Source organism: Bradyrhizobium liaoningense (assembly GCF_018130955.1).
Lineage (GTDB): Bacteria > Pseudomonadota > Alphaproteobacteria > Rhizobiales > Xanthobacteraceae > Bradyrhizobium > Bradyrhizobium liaoningense_C.
This window is the reverse complement of record NZ_JAFCJM010000053.1, coordinates 1-14,935: the sequence shown is the minus strand read 5'-3', so window position 1 is coordinate 14,935 and position 14,935 is coordinate 1. Positions and strand designations below refer to the sequence as shown.

At 63.3% G+C, this 14,935-nt stretch carries 24 protein-coding genes; 10 read left to right on the top strand and 14 right to left on the bottom strand.

Annotation, left to right across the window (positions count from 1 at the left end):
* Window positions 1-186: 186 nt before the first annotated feature.
* The 6 genes from JQ632_RS30185 to JQ632_RS30160 are packed head-to-tail and all read right to left on the bottom strand — an operon-like array spanning window position 187 to window position 4,779.
* Window positions 187-600 carry a DUF3830 family protein gene (locus JQ632_RS30185; RefSeq protein WP_212406291.1) on the bottom strand — a complete coding sequence of 138 codons (414 nt, stop codon included), beginning with the start codon at window positions 598-600 and terminating at the stop codon, window positions 187-189.
* Complete coding sequence (locus JQ632_RS30180; RefSeq protein ID WP_212406290.1) at window positions 593-1,861, bottom strand: allantoate amidohydrolase; 1,269 nt, start codon at window positions 1,859-1,861, stop codon at window positions 593-595. Before JQ632_RS30180 ends, JQ632_RS30185 begins: the two co-directional genes overlap by 8 nt.
* Before the next feature lie 55 nt (window positions 1,862-1,916).
* Entirely contained in the window at window positions 1,917-2,648 is a 732-nt protein-coding gene (locus tag JQ632_RS30175; protein ID WP_212406289.1) for an amino acid ABC transporter ATP-binding protein, read from the bottom strand.
* On the bottom strand, window positions 2,635-3,285 hold the full coding sequence (locus JQ632_RS30170; protein ID WP_212406288.1) for an amino acid ABC transporter permease: 651 nt from the start codon (window positions 3,283-3,285) through the stop codon (window positions 2,635-2,637). Before JQ632_RS30170 ends, JQ632_RS30175 begins: the two co-directional genes overlap by 14 nt.
* Window positions 3,282-3,950, bottom strand: coding sequence for an amino acid ABC transporter permease (locus JQ632_RS30165; RefSeq protein ID WP_212406287.1), 669 nt, complete (start codon window positions 3,948-3,950; stop codon window positions 3,282-3,284). Before JQ632_RS30165 ends, JQ632_RS30170 begins: the two co-directional genes overlap by 4 nt.
* 31 nt (window positions 3,951-3,981) lie before the next feature.
* The gene (locus JQ632_RS30160; protein ID WP_212406286.1) at window positions 3,982-4,779 is read right to left on the bottom strand and encodes a transporter substrate-binding domain-containing protein; all 798 of its coding nucleotides are present in this window, start codon (window positions 4,777-4,779) and stop codon (window positions 3,982-3,984) included.
* Between the two features lie 151 nt (window positions 4,780-4,930).
* Here JQ632_RS30160 and JQ632_RS30155 point away from each other — a divergent pair, with 151 nt between their 5' ends.
* Window positions 4,931-5,830, top strand: coding sequence for a LysR substrate-binding domain-containing protein (locus JQ632_RS30155; RefSeq protein WP_249152637.1), 900 nt, complete (start codon window positions 4,931-4,933; stop codon window positions 5,828-5,830).
* 21 nt (window positions 5,831-5,851) lie between these two features.
* Here the strand turns inward: JQ632_RS30155 and JQ632_RS30150 are convergent, their stop codons facing one another.
* Window positions 5,852-6,256: a hypothetical protein gene (locus JQ632_RS30150; RefSeq protein WP_212406285.1), complete on the bottom strand. Its 405-nt coding sequence runs from the start codon at window positions 6,254-6,256 to the stop codon at window positions 5,852-5,854.
* Window positions 6,257-6,415: 159 nt separating this feature from the next.
* Between JQ632_RS30150 and JQ632_RS30145 the strand changes: the two genes are divergently transcribed.
* Both JQ632_RS30145 and JQ632_RS30140 read left to right on the top strand, forming a co-directional pair.
* Window positions 6,416-6,640 (top strand): hypothetical protein, encoded by a 225-nt coding sequence (locus JQ632_RS30145; RefSeq protein WP_212406284.1) that lies wholly within the window; start codon window positions 6,416-6,418, stop codon window positions 6,638-6,640.
* 144 nt (window positions 6,641-6,784) lie between these two features.
* Window positions 6,785-8,206: a caspase family protein gene (locus JQ632_RS30140; RefSeq protein ID WP_212406283.1), complete on the top strand. Its 1,422-nt coding sequence runs from the start codon at window positions 6,785-6,787 to the stop codon at window positions 8,204-8,206.
* A 112-nt stretch (window positions 8,207-8,318) separates the two neighbouring features.
* Here JQ632_RS30140 and JQ632_RS30135 read toward each other — a convergent pair whose 3' ends face one another.
* A complete protein-coding gene (locus tag JQ632_RS30135) occupies window positions 8,319-8,576 on the bottom strand; it encodes a PilZ domain-containing protein (RefSeq protein ID WP_212406282.1) in 258 nt (85 codons plus the stop codon).
* A 186-nt stretch (window positions 8,577-8,762) separates the two neighbouring features.
* On the opposite strand from JQ632_RS30135, the gene JQ632_RS30130 reads away from it, so the two are divergent.
* Window positions 8,763-9,056, top strand: a complete 294-nt coding sequence (locus JQ632_RS30130) for an HdeA/HdeB family chaperone (RefSeq protein ID WP_212406281.1) — start codon at window positions 8,763-8,765, stop codon at window positions 9,054-9,056.
* A gap of 93 nt (window positions 9,057-9,149) precedes the next feature.
* Here JQ632_RS30130 and JQ632_RS30125 read toward each other — a convergent pair whose 3' ends face one another.
* Window positions 9,150-9,614: a PaaI family thioesterase gene (locus JQ632_RS30125; protein WP_212406280.1), complete on the bottom strand. Its 465-nt coding sequence runs from the start codon at window positions 9,612-9,614 to the stop codon at window positions 9,150-9,152.
* Window positions 9,615-10,058: 444 nt separating this feature from the next.
* Here JQ632_RS30125 and JQ632_RS30120 point away from each other — a divergent pair, with 444 nt between their 5' ends.
* The gene (locus tag JQ632_RS30120; RefSeq protein ID WP_212406279.1) at window positions 10,059-10,352 is read left to right on the top strand and encodes a hypothetical protein; all 294 of its coding nucleotides are present in this window, start codon (window positions 10,059-10,061) and stop codon (window positions 10,350-10,352) included.
* A 293-nt stretch (window positions 10,353-10,645) separates the two neighbouring features.
* Window positions 10,646-10,876, top strand: a complete 231-nt coding sequence (locus JQ632_RS30115; protein WP_212406278.1) for a hypothetical protein — start codon at window positions 10,646-10,648, stop codon at window positions 10,874-10,876.
* Here JQ632_RS30115 and JQ632_RS30110 read toward each other — a convergent pair.
* The 4 genes from JQ632_RS30110 to JQ632_RS30095 all read right to left on the bottom strand — a co-directional run bounded on the left by JQ632_RS30110 (window position 10,845) and on the right by JQ632_RS30095 (window position 12,447).
* A complete protein-coding gene (locus JQ632_RS30110) occupies window positions 10,845-11,057 on the bottom strand; it encodes a hypothetical protein (protein WP_212406277.1) in 213 nt (70 codons plus the stop codon). The two genes, JQ632_RS30115 and JQ632_RS30110, sit on opposite strands and share 32 nt — an antisense overlap.
* Before the next feature lie 76 nt (window positions 11,058-11,133).
* Entirely contained in the window at window positions 11,134-11,367 is a 234-nt protein-coding gene (locus JQ632_RS30105) for a DUF6894 family protein (RefSeq protein WP_212406324.1), read from the bottom strand.
* A 215-nt stretch (window positions 11,368-11,582) separates the two neighbouring features.
* Complete coding sequence (locus JQ632_RS30100; protein WP_212406276.1) at window positions 11,583-11,771, bottom strand: hypothetical protein; 189 nt, start codon at window positions 11,769-11,771, stop codon at window positions 11,583-11,585.
* Window positions 11,772-12,045: 274 nt separating this feature from the next.
* Window positions 12,046-12,447 (bottom strand): hypothetical protein, encoded by a 402-nt coding sequence (locus tag JQ632_RS30095; RefSeq protein ID WP_212406275.1) that lies wholly within the window; start codon window positions 12,445-12,447, stop codon window positions 12,046-12,048.
* Between the two features lie 8 nt (window positions 12,448-12,455).
* Here JQ632_RS30095 and JQ632_RS30090 point away from each other — a divergent pair, with 8 nt between their 5' ends.
* The 4 genes from JQ632_RS30090 to JQ632_RS30075 all read left to right on the top strand — a co-directional run bounded on the left by JQ632_RS30090 (window position 12,456) and on the right by JQ632_RS30075 (window position 14,111).
* A complete protein-coding gene (locus JQ632_RS30090; RefSeq protein ID WP_212406274.1) occupies window positions 12,456-12,683 on the top strand; it encodes a DUF2798 domain-containing protein in 228 nt (75 codons plus the stop codon).
* Between the two features lie 647 nt (window positions 12,684-13,330).
* Window positions 13,331-13,495, top strand: coding sequence for a hypothetical protein (locus tag JQ632_RS30085; protein ID WP_212406273.1), 165 nt, complete (start codon window positions 13,331-13,333; stop codon window positions 13,493-13,495).
* 95 nt (window positions 13,496-13,590) lie between these two features.
* The gene (locus tag JQ632_RS30080; protein ID WP_212406272.1) at window positions 13,591-13,770 is read left to right on the top strand and encodes a hypothetical protein; all 180 of its coding nucleotides are present in this window, start codon (window positions 13,591-13,593) and stop codon (window positions 13,768-13,770) included.
* Window positions 13,771-13,814: 44 nt separating this feature from the next.
* Complete coding sequence (locus JQ632_RS30075) at window positions 13,815-14,111, top strand: hypothetical protein (RefSeq protein WP_212406271.1); 297 nt, start codon at window positions 13,815-13,817, stop codon at window positions 14,109-14,111.
* Between the two features lie 627 nt (window positions 14,112-14,738).
* On the opposite strand, the gene JQ632_RS30070 is transcribed toward JQ632_RS30075, so the two are convergent.
* On the bottom strand, window positions 14,739-14,935 hold a 197-nt coding region (locus tag JQ632_RS30070; protein WP_212406329.1), incomplete at its 5' end, for a hypothetical protein.

Genomic DNA, 14,935 nt, shown 5'->3' with positions numbered 1-14,935 from the left:
GACAAGACCGGTAGAGGGCATTCGTTCCCCGAAGGAAGTTCCGACGTGACCTCGTTGAGCGCGCTGGTTCCTTGCGACGCCAGTTCCAGCTAGAGCGTTTTCCAGCGAAATGGATACCGGTTCGCGTCAAGAAGACGCGTCAAAAAAGAATCGAGAGCCCCGCTCCGATTCCATCGGAACGAGGCTCTAGACTGATTCGAACACGATCTTCTGCGCGCCGTGCCACAGCACCATCTTTCCCAGCGCGGCGAGATTCTCGAGGCCCGAGGTCAGGGTGATGAAATGATTGCCGGCGAGCTGGCCCATCTTGCTCGCGAACCGGACACCGCCATAGCCGAGCAGGATTTCGGTCTCGCTGATGCCGCCGGGATAGAGAATGATCTGTCCGGGAGCCGGATAGCTGGTGTGATTTTCATAGTCGACGCCGAAGGCGAGGTCGCCCAGGGGAATCCACACGCCTTCGCCGCTCCAGCGGACGTGGATGACCTGGCTTTCGAACGGCAGATGCTTGCGGAACGCCGCGCAGGTTTTCGGTGCGAGCTCGCTCTCGAACCTGGCGCCGAACGTGAACGGTCCAGCCGTGATCCGAAGATCATTCATGATTTTTCTCCTTCTTGCGACGCTCGTCGCGAAAATTCTCGATGACGTCCAGGAGCACGCGCGCGGCGGTCTCTACGTCCGCGTCGTCGACATGCTCGTCCGGATGGTGACTGACGCCTCCGCGGCAACGCACGAAGATCATGCCGATATCGGCGATGTCGGCGATCGCCATGCCGTCATGCCCCGCGCCGCTGGGCAGCGTCATCGGCGTAAAACCGCAGCGCAGGATCGCTTCGGAGATCTGCGTCGCGAGCCAGGAGGCGCAGGGAGCGCTCCGCCCCTCATGGGTCACGTCGATCTGGGGACGCAGGCCGCGCGTCTCGGCAATACGTTCGATGGTTTTGACGGCCGAAGCGACGGCGAGACGCCGGTGCTCATCCGAGGCGCATCGCATGTCGATCGTGAAGATGGCGCGCCCGGGAATGACGTTGGAGGCGCCCGGGTCGGCCTTCAGGTAGCCCACAGTGCCGAACAGTCCTATGTCGTTGCGGCACTGCGTCTCGATGGCGACGATGCATTCGGCGGCGCCGGCGAGGGCGTCATGGCGCATGGCCATCGGGACCGTGCCAGCGTGGCCGGCCATTCCCTCGAGCGTCACGTTCAACCGGGTCGCGCCGCTGATCGCGGAGACGACGCCGACAGGCAGCCCCTGGGCTTCCAGCACTGGGCCCTGCTCGATGTGGAGCTCGACATAGCCAAGAAACTCGGAAGGCGCACGGGCGGCAGCGCCAAATTGGTCGGGATCAAGCCCGAAGCGCTGCATGGCCTCGCGAAGCGACACGCCGTCGCGGTCGCGTGCCCTCAGCGTGCCTTCGTCGAACGTTCCGGCGATCGCGCGGCTTCCCAGCAGTGTCGATGCGAAGCGCACGCCCTCCTCGTCGGCGAAAGCTGTCACTTCGATCGCAAAGGGCAGGCGCTTGCCATGCCGGTTCAGCTCGGCGACGCAGGCGATGGCCGTGATGATCCCGAGCGGGCCGTCCCATTTGCCGGCATCACGCACCGTGTCGTAGTGCGAGCCGAGCAGCAGGGCAGGGCGCCGTGGCTCCTCGCCCTCGTAGCGGCCCACGACATTGCCGACCGCGTCGACCCGCGCCGACATGCCGGCCTCGCGCATCCAGCTCGCGATGAGGTCGGCGGCGCGCTGGTGCTCGGGGGATAGATAGACGCGCGTCAGCGCGCCCCGGGTCTCGGAAATTCCGCTGAGTTCCTCGATGCGGGCAATGATGCCCATACCGAGACGCGGTGATGCTTGCTCGTGCATCTGGGGCTGCATTCCTGGCTGTGCGTTTCTTCTTGAGAGCCGATCGACGCCGTCGTCAGTGCAGGGACGCACCGATGAATTGCACCAGTTCCGGTGTCGTCGGGCCAGCAAAGAGCTGTTTCGGCGGCCCTTCCTCGTGGACCTTGCCCTGGTGCATGAAGACCAGCTTGGTCCCGACGTCCCGTGCAAATCGCATCTCGTGGGTCACGAGGATCAGGGTCATGCCGTCCTTGGCCAGCGCCTCGATCACACGCAGAACCTCGTTGACGAGCTCGGGATCGAGCGCGGAGGTGATTTCGTCGCACAGCAGCACGTTCGGGCGCATCGCCAGCGCGCGTGCGATCGCAACGCGCTGCTGCTGGCCACCCGACAGTTGCGACGGATAGTTGCCGGCCTTGTCGGCAAGCCCGACCTTGGCGAGCATTTCCCGGGCGAGCTCCTTGGCGCGGATCTCGCTCTCCCGATTGACCACGCGAGGAGCGAGCATGACGTTCTCCGCCGCGGTCAGGTGCGGAAACAGGTTGAACTGCTGGAATACCATGCCGACGTTGCGGCGGAGATCGCGCAGATCGGCGCGCGCGGCGGCGACATCGATGCCATCGACCGAAATACCACCCGCGTCGTAGGTCTCCAGCCCGTTGATGCAGCGGAGCAGGGTGCTCTTGCCGGACCCCGACTTGCCGATGATGGCGACCACGGCGCCGCGCGCGATCTCGACCGAGACGCCCTTGAGCACCTCGACTTCGCCAAAACTCTTGCGCACGTTCTGAATGCTAACGAGCGACATTGAACGTCCTTTCCAGGCGGTGGGCGAACCACGACAGCGGGAAGCACAGCGCGAAGTAGATCAACGCGACGAGCGAGTAGACGAGGAACGGACGGAAGGTCGCGTTGTTGAGCATGGTACCGGCCTTGGTGAGGTCGACGAAGCCGATGATCGAGGCGAGCGCGGTGCCCTTGACGACTTGAACGGAGAAACCGACCGTCGGCGGGATCGCGATCCGGAACGCCTGCGGAAGGATCACATGCCACATCTGCTGCATGTAGCTCATCGCCAGCGTGTCGGCGGCTTCCCACTGTCCCTTCGGTATGGCCTCGACGCAACCGCGCCAGATCTCGGTGAGGAACGCGCTTGTCCAGAACGTCAGTGCGAGCCAGGCCGCGAGCCATGGGCTGACCTCGATGCCGAACAGCGCGACCCCGAAGAAGAACAGGAAGAGCTGCATCAGGAGGGGAGTGCCCTGGAAGAACTCCACATAGGCTTTCGTCGTCCATTCGAGCCATCCGATTCGCGAGACCCGCGCGAACAGGAGCGCAAGACCGACGAGGCCGCCGCTTGCGAATGCGACGAGCGACAACGCTATCGTCCAGCGCGTCGCCAGCAGCAGGTTGGACAGGATCACCCAGAAAGAGAAATCGCTCATCGGCCGGGTCCCCGGAAGACAAGGCGTCCGATGCCGCGCAACGCCGCCCGCGTGACGATCGCCAGCAGCAGGTACAGGCCCGCGACCACCAGATAGACCTCGAAGGCGCGGAAATTGCGCGACTGGATGAAGTTTGCCGCGTAGGTCAGATCCTCGGCCGAGATCTGCGAGACGACCGCCGATCCCAGCATGACGATGACGATCTGCGACGACAGTGCGGGATAGATCTTCTCGAAGGCCTGCTTGAGAACGACATGGCGCAGCACTTGGAGCCGGCTCATGGCCAGGCTTGCGCCGGCCTCGATGTGTCCCTTCGGCACGGCCTGAATGCCGGCCCGGATGATCTCGGTCGAGTAGGCACCGAGATTGACGGTCATCGCAAGTACTGCGGCGGTCGTCTCGTTGAGCTTGATGCCGGCGGCCGGCAGGCCGAAGAAGATGAAGAACAACTGCACGATGAACGGCGTGTTGCGGATCACCTCGACATAGGCGCCGGTCAGTCGATCGAGCCAGCGCGGGCCGAAGGTGCGGGCCGAGGCCCCGAGCGTGCCGAGTGCCGTGCCGGCGACCGTCGACACGATCGTCAGCAGGATGGTGAAGACCAGTCCCTTCAGCAGAAGGTCCCAGTAGGGCAGCAAGTCCGCGAAATGGAGCTTGTAGGTCATCGCCAATCCGCCCCGTGCGCCGGAACCGAGGTCAGAAGCCCTGCGGCAGGGAGGCTTTCAGCCACTTCTGCGACAGCTTTTCGAGCTCTCCGCCGCTCTTGGCCTTTGCGATGATGTCGTTGACCTTGGCGAGCAGGGCCGGCTCCTCCTTGTTGAGGCCGACATAGCAGGGCGAGTCCTTGATCACGAATCTCAGGGTTGGCGCGCGGCCTGAGTTCTTCTCCGCGATCGCGGCCGCCACCGTGTTGCCGGTCGCGATCAGGTCGACCTGGCCGGCGATGAACGCCGCGATGGTCGCATTGTTGTCCTCGTAGCGCTTGATCGTCGCGCTCGATGGCGCGGTCTTCGACAGCTCCTGCTCTTCGATCGACCCGCGGGTGGCACCGACGGTCTGTCCGGCGAGATCCTCGATCTTGGCGATCTTGGCGATCTTGCTATCCTTGGTGCCGTAGACGCCGGAGAAGAACGGCGCATAGGCTGCGGAGAAGTCGATGACCTTTTCGCGATCGGGATTCTTGCCGAGGCTCGAAATCACCAGGTCCGCCTTCCGGGTCTGAAGATAGGGGATGCGGTTGGCGCTGGTGACCGCGATGATCTCGACGCGCACGCCAAGGTCCTTTCCGATCAGGTTCGCCATGTCGATGTCGTAACCCAGGGGCTTCAGATCGGGGCCGGCCGAGCCGAACGGCGCAAAATCCTGCGGCACGGCAACCTTGATGACGCCGGCCTTCATGATGTCGGCGAGCGCGTCGGCATGGCTGGGCTTCGCCAGCGGGATGGCGGCGAGGAGCAGGGCTGCTGTGATGGCCAGGGACTTCATTCGCGTCATTGCGCTCTCCTAGAGATCTGCGTCCGTCAGCTCCCGCAGGCATCCTGGTGTGAGCGGCGCCGCGCGGGAAAAATGTCGCCGGCAAAGTTGCAGACGCGCGAACCTTGGTCCAATATATTGTTAGTCGATATTGATATCTTATGGATATGGATTGCCGATCGAGCTCCGCCACCTCCGCTATTTTGCCGTCGTCGCCGAAGAGCTGAGCTTCACGGCGGCCGCAAACCGGCTGCGCATATCGCAGCCCCCGCTCAGCCAGCAGATCCGGGATCTGGAGGACGAGGTCGGCGCGGCGCTGTTCCAGCGCACCAGCCGTCGGGTCAGGCTGACGGCAGCCGGAGACTCCTTCCTGGTGCATGCGCGCGCGATCCTGGCGCAGGTCGATAGCGCGCGGCGCGAGGCGCAGGCGATCGGGGCCGGCAAGACCGGCCGGCTGCTCATCGGTACGACGGGCTCGATCCTGCGCAGCGGGCTCGCCGATCTGCTTGCCGCCCATCGCCACGAATATCCCGAGGTCACGAGCACGTTGATCGAGCAGGCGCCGGCGCTGCAAATCCGCGCGCTGCAGGAGCGCTCGTCGGATATCAGCTTCATTCGCCTGCCCCCGGCGGTCGATGGGCTCGTCGCCACGCTCGCCTGGAAGGAGGACGTCGTGCTCGCGATGTCGCGCATCCATCGGCTCGCGAACCGCAAGCGGCTGGTGCTCCGGGACTTGCGCGACGAGGAGTTCGTCGCGCTGGTGCCTGAGAGCTCGGATTTTGCGCGCTCGATCCAGGAAAGCTGCGTCTCGGCCGGATTTTTGCCGAGGGTGGCGCACGAGGTCGTCGATGCGCAGTCGATCGTCGGACTGGTCTCGGCCGGATTCGGCGTCGCGCTGGTGCCGGCATCGATCTCGCGCTTCACCAACCGGGAGATCCTGTTCCGCCGGCTGGCGGCATCGACGCTGTCGGCGGACGTCTACATCGTGCGTCGCGACGAAGAGCACTCGCAAGTCGTCCGGACTTTCATCGAATTCAGCCGGAAATATGCCGCCCGGCGCGCTCCGGGTTAGCGCAAGCCGCGCCGTCGCATCCTAGATCGGCGCATAAGTTTCGGATCCGCAGGTATCGTCAGCTTCCGCGCGTCGCCGGTCGACGATCTTCCCGCCCGCGATCGTGACGATATAGGTCTGCGTGCCCAGCGGCGTTCCGGTTGCCGATGTGAGCTGGGCGCGCACGCAGGAGGTCCAGCCCGGCCTGCGCACCTCGTGATGGGCGGGCGCGACCTGTACGTCGCGCGGATAGGACGCGGCGAGGAAGACGAAATCGAGCTGCTCGCGCACCAGCTTCCTGACGTCGGGCGGCGGCTCCGGCGGCGGCTGCTCGACCTCCTTCATACGCATGAACTCGGGCACCGGCGCGCGGCTGTCGGCAAAGCCGCAACCGCCCAACGCAAGCGCGCCGGCGAGCAATGCCGCAAGAGCAACAATCCGCAACATCCGTGGAGACCCCCTGCGCCGCCACAAATATTCATGAAGATGACCGATCAAAGCCCCGGCCGATCAACATTTGCTGATGCAAAAAGCGATGTTGGCGGGGGATTTGCGATTACGGGATTGCAGGCTAGGTTTGTACCCCAGGTGTGAGGGATTGCCGAGATGCGGGTTTTGGTGGTGGTTGTGGCGGCGCTGCTGGCGTTGACGGCGCAGGTCCAGGCACAGGGCAGGCGCCCGCAGGACGCGGCGCCCAAGGCGGAGCCCAAGAAACCCGTGGTCGACGAGAAGGCCTACAAGGCCGCGCTCGAGCGCATTCCCGAGCCCAAGGACAAGTACGACCCCTGGGGCGGGGCGCGTCCGGCCGAGACGCCCAAGAAACCGAAGTGAAGCCGAAGTAGCCGGGGGCCGAGCGACGGGGCGGCTCGCACGAAGAAAGCGTTTGAGACGCAGGAGATTGGCCTGCCGGGTTGAACCTTGCCCTCAAGCACCGTGACCAATCCGGCAAGCCCAGATGTGTTGCCGGAGGTTGCCATGTCTCGCCGCGCCCTTCTCAAATGGCTCGTTCCCGCCGCGATCCTGCTCAGCCACTCACCGGCATGGGCCGAAAACCGGCTGGCACTGGTGATCGGGCAATCCGCCTACAAATCGGTGCCGGCGCTGCCCAATCCCGCCAACGACGCCAAGGCCATGACAGAGCTGCTGTCGGCCTCGGGGTTCCAGGTCGTCTCGGCCTCCGATCTCTCGCAGAACGAGCTGCGCGCAAAAGTCGGCGAGTTCGCAAGCGAGGTCGCGGCGAAGGGCGCCGACACCGTGGCGCTGGTGTTCTACGCCGGCCACGGCCTCCAGGTCGACGGCGAGAATTTTCTGATCCCGGTCGACGTCGATCCGAAGCGCGAGGCCGACATCGCGGTGCAGGCGGTGCGGCTCAACGACATCCTCAATACGCTGAACTCGGTGCCGACGCGCATGCGCATCGTGCTGCTCGATGCCTGCCGCAACAATCCCTTCCCGACGCTGAAGACCGCTGGCAACGGCCTTGCGATCGTCGATGCCAAGACCGGCGTTCCCGGCACCTTCGTCTCGTTCTCGACCTCGCCCGGCGCCGAAGCCGAAGACGGCAGCGGCGCCAACAGTCCCTACACCACGGCGCTGCTGACCGCCGCCAAGGACCCTGCGCCGATCGAAGAGACCTTCAAGCGCGTCCGCGTCGCCGTGAACAAGGTGACCGACGGCCGGCAGACGCCGTGGGACTCCTCGTCCCTGACCGAGGATTTCCGCTTCGCGGCCCCAATGACCGCGAGCGGGCAGGGCGGCCCAAAACTGGCCGCCACCAAGCGCACGGTCGAGGAATGGACGCGCGACTTGAAGGGCAAGCCTGTCGAGGCCGCCAACGAGATCATCGTCGCCGATGGCACGGACGAGGCCTATGAAGCCTTCGCCACGCTCTTTGCCTCGACGCCGCGCGGCCTGCAGGCGCGCGACTGGCTCAATCGCCATCGCCGCATGGTGGCATGGAATAACGCCGTGCTGATCAACACCGCGGCGAGCTATCGCGCCTTCCTCGCGCAATATCCCGACAGCGATCTCACGGCGACCGCACGCAGGCTCGAGGAGCGGCTGCGCAACAAGCCGATCCCGGCGCTTGCGCTGGCGACGCCCGCGACCAACGCTGCGCTGACTTGCCCGTGCAATAACCAGCCGCAACCGGCGCCGTTGAAGAAAGCGGATACGCCGACCAAGAAGCCCGACACCACCAGGCGCGCGGGCTCGCGGCCGCCCGCCCAGGTCTACGATGATGTCGTCGTGGTGCGCCGTCCGCCGCCGGTCGTGTATGAGCCGGCCGGCCCGCCCGTGGTCTATGAGCGCAGCCCGCCGGTATCGATCGGCATCGGTGTCGGTGTCGGCGGCGGCTATGGTCCGCGCGACAGCTACCAGGGCCGTCGCGGATATTGACGCGCAGGCACACCGGCGACCGCGTCATCCGCGAATTCGCCATGAGGCGTTGATGGTCGGCTGGCTGCGGGCGTAACCGTGCGATGCGCGTGTGCGCGCTGCGAACCGCCGTTCACATCGTCGCGCTTGACTGCACGAAGGCGAGCCCGATCCGCCTGTCGGTGCGCCAGACAGTACGACAATTGCGTACGAACTGGTCGCGCTTGATCGACAGCGTGAACGACGCCGGCAACGCGACTGTTGCGTCGAGGTCGATCGCGGCGCCGCCGGTCGACATGTTGCGCACCGTGCACGCGACGTCGCTGCCTTCGAAGGTGATCGTTCCACCCTTGAAAACACGGTATCGCTGCGCTGTCCGTTTCTCGTTCATCGATTTCGATCCGTCATCTCGCCTCCTAAACTAGTGCACGGGAATTACGTAGAAATAAATTCAATATGCTCTGCACTTGCAGGGCGCTTAAGACTTCGTTTACGACAATGCGCGCGTGCATTCGCATGCTCCGAAAGCTTGTGAATGGCCGTTCAAATAGGGCGCCTGGCGCCGATGGAGATACTCATGAAGATCACCGTTTCGATTCTTTTCGCTGCCGTTCTTTCGCTGTCGTCCGTTCCCGCTCACGCCGCCAAGCTCGACCTCGCTACCATGAGCTGCAAGCAGTTCCTCGAGAGTGGCGACGACACCATCAAGATGGTGCTCACCTGGATGGACGGCTGGTACAAGGGCGACGAGGACAACGCCATCATCGACACCGACGTGTTCGTCGACAACGCCAAGAAGTTCGGCAGCTATTGCGGAAAGAATCCGAATGTCAGCATCGTGACCGCGGCTGACGAAGTGCTCGGCAAGTAACAAGTAAGAAGTAAGCCTGGGGGCGCGACCATCGTCGCGCCTTCACGCTCCGCCTCGCGACAAACGCGGAACGCGTTTGCGCGGAGATCGTCGCTATCCCGGCAACATCGCAAAGGCGCTCGACACCATCGCCACCGGCTTGTTGTCGGTGGCGGCGAGAAGCGTGACGCGGCCGAAGCTCATGGTGCGCCCGAGCCGCACCACCCGCGCGTCCGCGAGCACGTCCGACGACGAGACCGCGCGCATGAAGTGCGTGGTCTGGTCCACGGTGGTCATCGGACGATAGCCGCGATTGGCGGCGAGGATCGCAATCACCATCGAGGTGTCGGCGAGCGCCATCAGCGCCTGGCCGCACACCACGCCGCCGTTGCGGCAGAGGCGCTCGGAGAACGCCATGCGCAGCAGTGCGCCCGGCTGCCAGTCCGTGGCATCCGGCGGTGGTACGTAGTCGATGCTTTCGACCGAAAGCCCGAGATCCTGGACCCACGGCGCAAACACGTCGCCGAGCACGCGTCTGGCTTCCTCGATGTCAAACTCCGTTGCGGTCGGTGATGCCATGAGCCCGGTTTCCTCATTCGTTGCTGGATGTTTCGGCCATTGTGCCCGGATTGGCAGGAAAAAGTCATCTGGTCCGGCCATCTGCGGCGACGTCACCCCGGCTTGAAAATGCCCGACTTCGCCCTCTATGATGCCGCGCTTGGGAACAGGGTGGACGATGTTGCGACGACTGGTCTTGGTTTTTTGCCTGGCGGCGCTGGGCCTCGCGCTCAACGGCTGCACCAAGTGCGGCCCGATCTGGGACGATTGGATGCAATCGCCGAAATCCTGCAGATCGGACCGTTCCTAGTGCATGATCCGGAAAAGTGTGCAGCGGTTTTCCCTCGCGACAAACGCGGAACGCGTTTGCGCGGAGATCATGCTCAAACAAGGAGCTAAAGCGCGATATCACGCTTTAGGGGGCGTCTGACCGATCCCTCTCTCGATGATTCAAGGAGTGACATGATGAAGGTTTTTCGTATGGCGGCTGTGCTGGCGTTGCTGGCCGGGCCGGCCTACGCGCAGCAGATGCCCAACATCAACCTGATGCAGGACGCGCCGAGCAAGACCGACGACGAGAAGGCGGCCGACGCCGAGCGCGACAGGAAGTACAAGGACACGCTGAAAAAGATCCCGGACGCCAAGGCCTCCAACGATCCCTGGGGCGGCATGCGCTCCGATCCGCCGAAGGCCGCACCGCCCGCGGCGGCCAAGTCGACGGCAGCCAAGAAGACCAAGACGGGCGCGACCACCAACTGACCCCTCGAGGGTAGTGGCGGTTGGTTGAAGCTTTCGTCTACGGGCTCGGTTCACCTCTCCCGTAGGGAGAGGTCGGATCGCATCGAAAGATGCGATCCGGGTGAGGGGTTACGGCGTCCATGGACGATGCTTCGCATCGACACGCGCAATCCGACCTCTTCCCGTTGGGGAGAGGTGAACCCGGGGCAACCGACTGCACTTGATCTGATCCCGCTCTAAGACGTGCGGCCGGACTCCTCCTGGCGCTCCGATCTTCCTATATTGGGTTGGTCGTATGAGGTGGGAGTTTCGGCATGGCGTCTCGCCCGCGTGATCTTGCCGACCGGATGGCGCGCCGGCGCAAGGCGGGCGACGGCTATTTGCGCGAGACGTTCACCTTGCCGCGGGCGGCGGCGAGGGCGAAGGCACAGGCCTTCTTCGCGCGCTATCCCAAGGCCGGCTACATGAGCGAGGTCGAGAGCTGGCGCGAACTGCCCGACGACCGGATCGAGTTCACGATGCGGCGCTTGCCGAGCGCCGATTGACCGGCGCGGCGACGTCGCCGAGCAGCTTGCTGGTGCGGCGGTTGATGAAATGGATCCGCGCGCACGCCTTGCACGAGACGGTCTCGTAGCTGCACGTCGGCGCCTCCGGCGTGACCTCCTCGGCCAGCCAGTGCTGCACATACATGCCCGTCGCGGGACAGCGGAAAACGATATTGCCCATGGCTTCTCTGTGCCATGCGAGGCGAGAGGCGTGTTGATGTCCGTCAAGTTTTCGCGGAGATCAATCTAACAAGCGCCTAATCGAAGGATTCAGCAATGATGCTGATGCGGAACACCGGCTTCTTGGCCTCGTCCAGGAGCTCCATGTTCCATTCCGAGTTTTCCTGCAGCTTGCGCGAGATGCCGGCGGCCATGTCGGCGCAGACGCTGGTCATCTCCTTCCATGCCGCTTCGCGGTCGGCGCATTCGGTGGCTTGGTCCGCGGAGCCGGAATAGCGGCCATTGCGGATCCGAAAGAAATAGAGCGGCATGCTGACACCAACGCGCGTGATGGCGCCCCCGAGGCCATGGGCGCGCAGTGCAATCCCAAACGGCATGCAGATCAACTCCGGAACTCTACGGGCTTTTGCGGGGTTTTGCCGAGCGCAGGTATCGATGCACCAGAGCCCGACGCAACCTGCGCTCCACAGTCGGCCTGTTGCGCGCGCGATCGCGTTTGCACGCGAAGAGGATACCTAGAGTCACTCTAGGCCAGCTTCCGTGCGAGCGCCTTCAATTCGCGGTCGATCCGAAGCTGCACCCGGCGTATGGCCAGGAGGTCGATCTTCGTCTCCGTCCGGCCGGTCTTGACCTTGTCGCCGATTCGGAATTGCCACTGCCAGACCCCCTGTGTGGCTGTCCTGGCGACAGTGAACTCGATGCCCCTGTGATTCATGGCCTACCTCCACGATTCACGCCCTGATGACGTCAACATATTGAACGCAATGATATTCCGGCGACAACTTAAATTTAGTGGCTAAGTCGCAGACCACCCATCGCTATCCCGGATTCATGTGCGGTCTGAAACCAGCGGGGCAAGACTTCGAAATATCGGCCATGGCGCCGCGACCCGCAGATTTCGCATGCAAGCCGGGAACCATCGGCGCCCGTCCTGCTTATCGGTGGGTCATGTTCACGTCCCGAGATCCCAAACGGGCCCCGTCATCTGGTCACTGTTCAGGGCAATGAAGCTGATCGTCGAATTGCTCAGGCGCGTCTGGCAACGCAGCCAGATCGACACGGATGCGTATGCCATTCGCAGGAGCGACGGCGGCGATCACTCCAGCATGGCCGATTTCGTTCGCATTCTCCAGATGCATGATCGCGACCGCGGCGGGTCCAGCCGTGCCTGATGGGTCAGCATGCGTGCCGGAACTTTGTTCTGGGCCGGAGAACCACGGGAAAAAGCGCTGACGAGGGCGGCGTATCGGTTCCATCGCCGGCCGGATGCGCGCGTGCCGCTCATCAGCCGACGGGAAAACCGGTTGCCCTGATGTTGTGAGCCTGACCGCGGCGACCCGATCGCCTCCCTGACGGCACGTGCCTTGCTTGACCGACGCATCAGACAGCAAGGCCGCCTATGCTCGGTATTCCCCGCCGCTACAGCCATTTCGTCTTCAGCGTGATTCAGTCCGGCCTGACTTGCGCCATCGCCTCGGCGGTCGCGAGCTACCCTGCGCTGGCGACGCAGCAGTTCGTCGCGCACTGGCTGCTCGCCTGGCTGGTCTCCTGGGCGGCGATGCTGCCGGTCGTGCTGCTCGCAGCCCCCATGATCCGGTCCGTCTCGCTGCGGCTGACGCGGGAGTAGAGCCTGATCCGGAAAAGTGCGAAGCGGTTTTCCGAAAAGATCATGCTCAAACAATGAGCCTGATCCGGACCCGGAGGGCTGCGCAAAGTGCGAAGCGGTTTTCCCTCGCGACAAACGCGGAACGCGTTTGCGCGGAGATCATGCTCAAACAAAGAGGATTGGCCGCCCCAAAAAAAGCCCCGCCTGGGGAGAGCCGGGCGGGGCAAAAGGTTATTGGAGGCTGAGGTGCTGGGCTGCAACACCATAGCGACCTGACCCTACCCGGGTGAGCTTACATGGAGCTGACAGGGGAGGCACCAAAACGGGTCGCTCCATCCGTCTGCACGAAAAAATCCCAGTGAAAAATCCCAGTGAATGCCGGACGCTTACCACGCAAACAGCAGGATTGCGGTCAAAACCACCGGCAATAGTCCGAGCGCGACAATATACAGCCGAAATACCGCGTCATTCCGGAACATGGGTATCACGATACGCGCCGACGAATCGCAGGCCCAGTGCAGTTTGTGCCACCGCCTCGGCCTTGAGGGCCGAGGCTGACGGAGTTGGATGTTGCCTGGCCCAAGCAAAATGGTGTCAACTTGCGGTTGTTGTCAGACCGCCTTCCTACCCAGGGAATCCGGCGTGAACGAGACCGCGAGAGGGCGAGCATGAACGAACCAAAGAAGGACGTGAGCTGTCCGGAATGCGACGGCACCGGGCAGGAGCGCGGCATGCGTCCGGTGCAGCTTGGCGAGAAGATCGAGTTTCGCCCTTGCACGAAGTGCGGCGGATCGGGCCGCTTCGCGGTGCCAAGCGGTGCTGGCGGCGGCTAGCTCCTGGAGGTCGCGACCATGGCGACCTCACTTTTTGGCGAAGTGGGGACGGCCGACGGGTCGCCTGCTATCTTGAGGGCAGATCGGAGCCATCAATGCCGACCTGGCTGATCTTCCAACTCTGGGCGTTGGCCTGCATGCCCGCCGCATTCGACATGGCGCGCGACCGCGGCCGATCGACCAAGGCGTGGCTCATCATGGCCCTGGTGTTCGGACCTCTGGCGCTTCTCCTGCTGCTTGCCTTGGGTCCGGCCCGGAGAGGATCGGTTTCGTAAGGCGATCGCCGGTTGAATTGTGTACGCCTTCTGGAAGGGGGCAGATGACAGTTTCGGGCATATCCGTGTATCGGGGCGGTACTGTCGACGAAGTGGCACCTCTGGCCAAAAAGTTGAAAGCCATCTATCTCAGATACGGGGTCGTCTATCGGCTGAGCCGCTTTCAAACCGGCCCAAATGTCGGAGATTGGCTTGTCGTCGTGCAGTATGCCGACCAGGCCGCCTATGAGAAGGCGCAGGCAGCGCTTGCGCAAGACTCCGAATGCCAACAGGTCTTTGTCGAGATCGCACAGTTCGCGAAGCGAATGAGCCGGGAGATGGTTGTCGATCTCGAGCTTTGATCGCGCTGTCCTGTATTCTGGTAATCGGGATTTATGTTATTCCATAGAGCATGATCCGGAAAAGTGGGCAGCGGTTTTCCGAAAAGATCATGCTCAAACAAAGAACTAAAGCGCGATGACGATTCAACCTAAAGCCATCGCGCTTTAAGTTAACCCGAGACGCCGGAGTAGATGCGGTCAGCAGACATCCAACGCCGTCCTGACTTGGACGTTCGAGACCACAAATCAGGACAGCGATCCATACGGTATTCTACCGGAGTCGCGTCGGCCGTCGGATACCACTAACGTGGCTTCCGCCGGGGCTGGCATTTCGCATCCCGAACAAGAATTTCGACCGGCAAGGGGTCGCTAAGACGCGGCCCCTTTTGATTCCGGGAGGCCTTACCGTCCTAATGCATGCTGCGCATGACGCAGTACGGCCGCTGTGCTGTCAGTGTAGCGGCCATGGTTCCAGCGTTGGTCCGCTGCATAGGCGGCAATGGCAGCGAGGACAATGGCTAATCCGATCCTGCCCATGCTCTGGCAACGGATCGAATAGCCCCTGAGTTCCATCTAATTTGGACGGTCCCAAAATCAGCTTAGGAGACTGGGGCTCAAATACGAACAGTACCGCCAACTGAGGCGGCCTCAATTCATCTTGCGGCGTAGCTTCTGGATGATCTTGCGGAGGTCGTTCGCATACTCCTCAACGATCCGCCGCGCTTCCTCCAAGCGAGAAGATTCAGGTTCCTTGGCGTCGCCGCGGTCGTAAGCATCCGCCCAAGGCCGCGGAGCCTCTTCTTTTTGATCGGAGCCGGTGCGGCGAGGACATGGCTCCGGTGCGA

Excerpts from the sequence above, each read along its gene's own strand:
- JQ632_RS30160 (WP_212406286.1), bottom strand. The coding sequence starts at position 4,779 with ATGACGCGAATGAAGTCCCTGGCCATCACAGCAGCCCTGCTCCTCGCC.
- JQ632_RS30165 (WP_212406287.1), bottom strand. The coding sequence starts at position 3,950 with ATGACCTACAAGCTCCATTTCGCGGACTTGCTGCCCTACTGGGACCTT.
- JQ632_RS30110 (WP_212406277.1), bottom strand. The coding sequence starts at position 11,057 with ATGGGCAATATCGTTTTCCGCTGTCCCGCGACGGGCATGTATGTGCAG.
- JQ632_RS30150 (WP_212406285.1), bottom strand. The coding sequence starts at position 6,256 with ATGTTGCGGATTGTTGCTCTTGCGGCATTGCTCGCCGGCGCGCTTGCG.
- JQ632_RS30130 (WP_212406281.1), top strand. The coding sequence starts at position 8,763 with ATGAAGATCACCGTTTCGATTCTTTTCGCTGCCGTTCTTTCGCTGTCG.
- JQ632_RS30090 (WP_212406274.1), top strand. The coding sequence starts at position 12,456 with ATGCTCGGTATTCCCCGCCGCTACAGCCATTTCGTCTTCAGCGTGATT.
- JQ632_RS30125 (WP_212406280.1), bottom strand. The coding sequence starts at position 9,614 with ATGGCATCACCGACCGCAACGGAGTTTGACATCGAGGAAGCCAGACGC.
- JQ632_RS30180 (WP_212406290.1), bottom strand. The coding sequence starts at position 1,861 with ATGCACGAGCAAGCATCACCGCGTCTCGGTATGGGCATCATTGCCCGC.
- JQ632_RS30135 (WP_212406282.1), bottom strand. The coding sequence starts at position 8,576 with ATGAACGAGAAACGGACAGCGCAGCGATACCGTGTTTTCAAGGGTGGA.
- JQ632_RS30170 (WP_212406288.1), bottom strand. The coding sequence starts at position 3,285 with ATGAGCGATTTCTCTTTCTGGGTGATCCTGTCCAACCTGCTGCTGGCG.
- JQ632_RS30115 (WP_212406278.1), top strand. The coding sequence starts at position 10,646 with ATGGCGTCTCGCCCGCGTGATCTTGCCGACCGGATGGCGCGCCGGCGC.
- JQ632_RS30080 (WP_212406272.1), top strand. The coding sequence starts at position 13,591 with ATGCCGACCTGGCTGATCTTCCAACTCTGGGCGTTGGCCTGCATGCCC.
- JQ632_RS30175 (WP_212406289.1), bottom strand. The coding sequence starts at position 2,648 with ATGTCGCTCGTTAGCATTCAGAACGTGCGCAAGAGTTTTGGCGAAGTC.
- JQ632_RS30075 (WP_212406271.1), top strand. The coding sequence starts at position 13,815 with ATGACAGTTTCGGGCATATCCGTGTATCGGGGCGGTACTGTCGACGAA.
- JQ632_RS30105 (WP_212406324.1), bottom strand. The coding sequence starts at position 11,367 with ATGCCGCTCTATTTCTTTCGGATCCGCAATGGCCGCTATTCCGGCTCC.
- JQ632_RS30140 (WP_212406283.1), top strand. The coding sequence starts at position 6,785 with ATGTCTCGCCGCGCCCTTCTCAAATGGCTCGTTCCCGCCGCGATCCTG.
- JQ632_RS30145 (WP_212406284.1), top strand. The coding sequence starts at position 6,416 with ATGCGGGTTTTGGTGGTGGTTGTGGCGGCGCTGCTGGCGTTGACGGCG.
- JQ632_RS30120 (WP_212406279.1), top strand. The coding sequence starts at position 10,059 with ATGAAGGTTTTTCGTATGGCGGCTGTGCTGGCGTTGCTGGCCGGGCCG.
- JQ632_RS30100 (WP_212406276.1), bottom strand. The coding sequence starts at position 11,771 with ATGAATCACAGGGGCATCGAGTTCACTGTCGCCAGGACAGCCACACAG.
- JQ632_RS30085 (WP_212406273.1), top strand. The coding sequence starts at position 13,331 with ATGAACGAACCAAAGAAGGACGTGAGCTGTCCGGAATGCGACGGCACC.
- JQ632_RS30185 (WP_212406291.1), bottom strand. The coding sequence starts at position 600 with ATGAATGATCTTCGGATCACGGCTGGACCGTTCACGTTCGGCGCCAGG.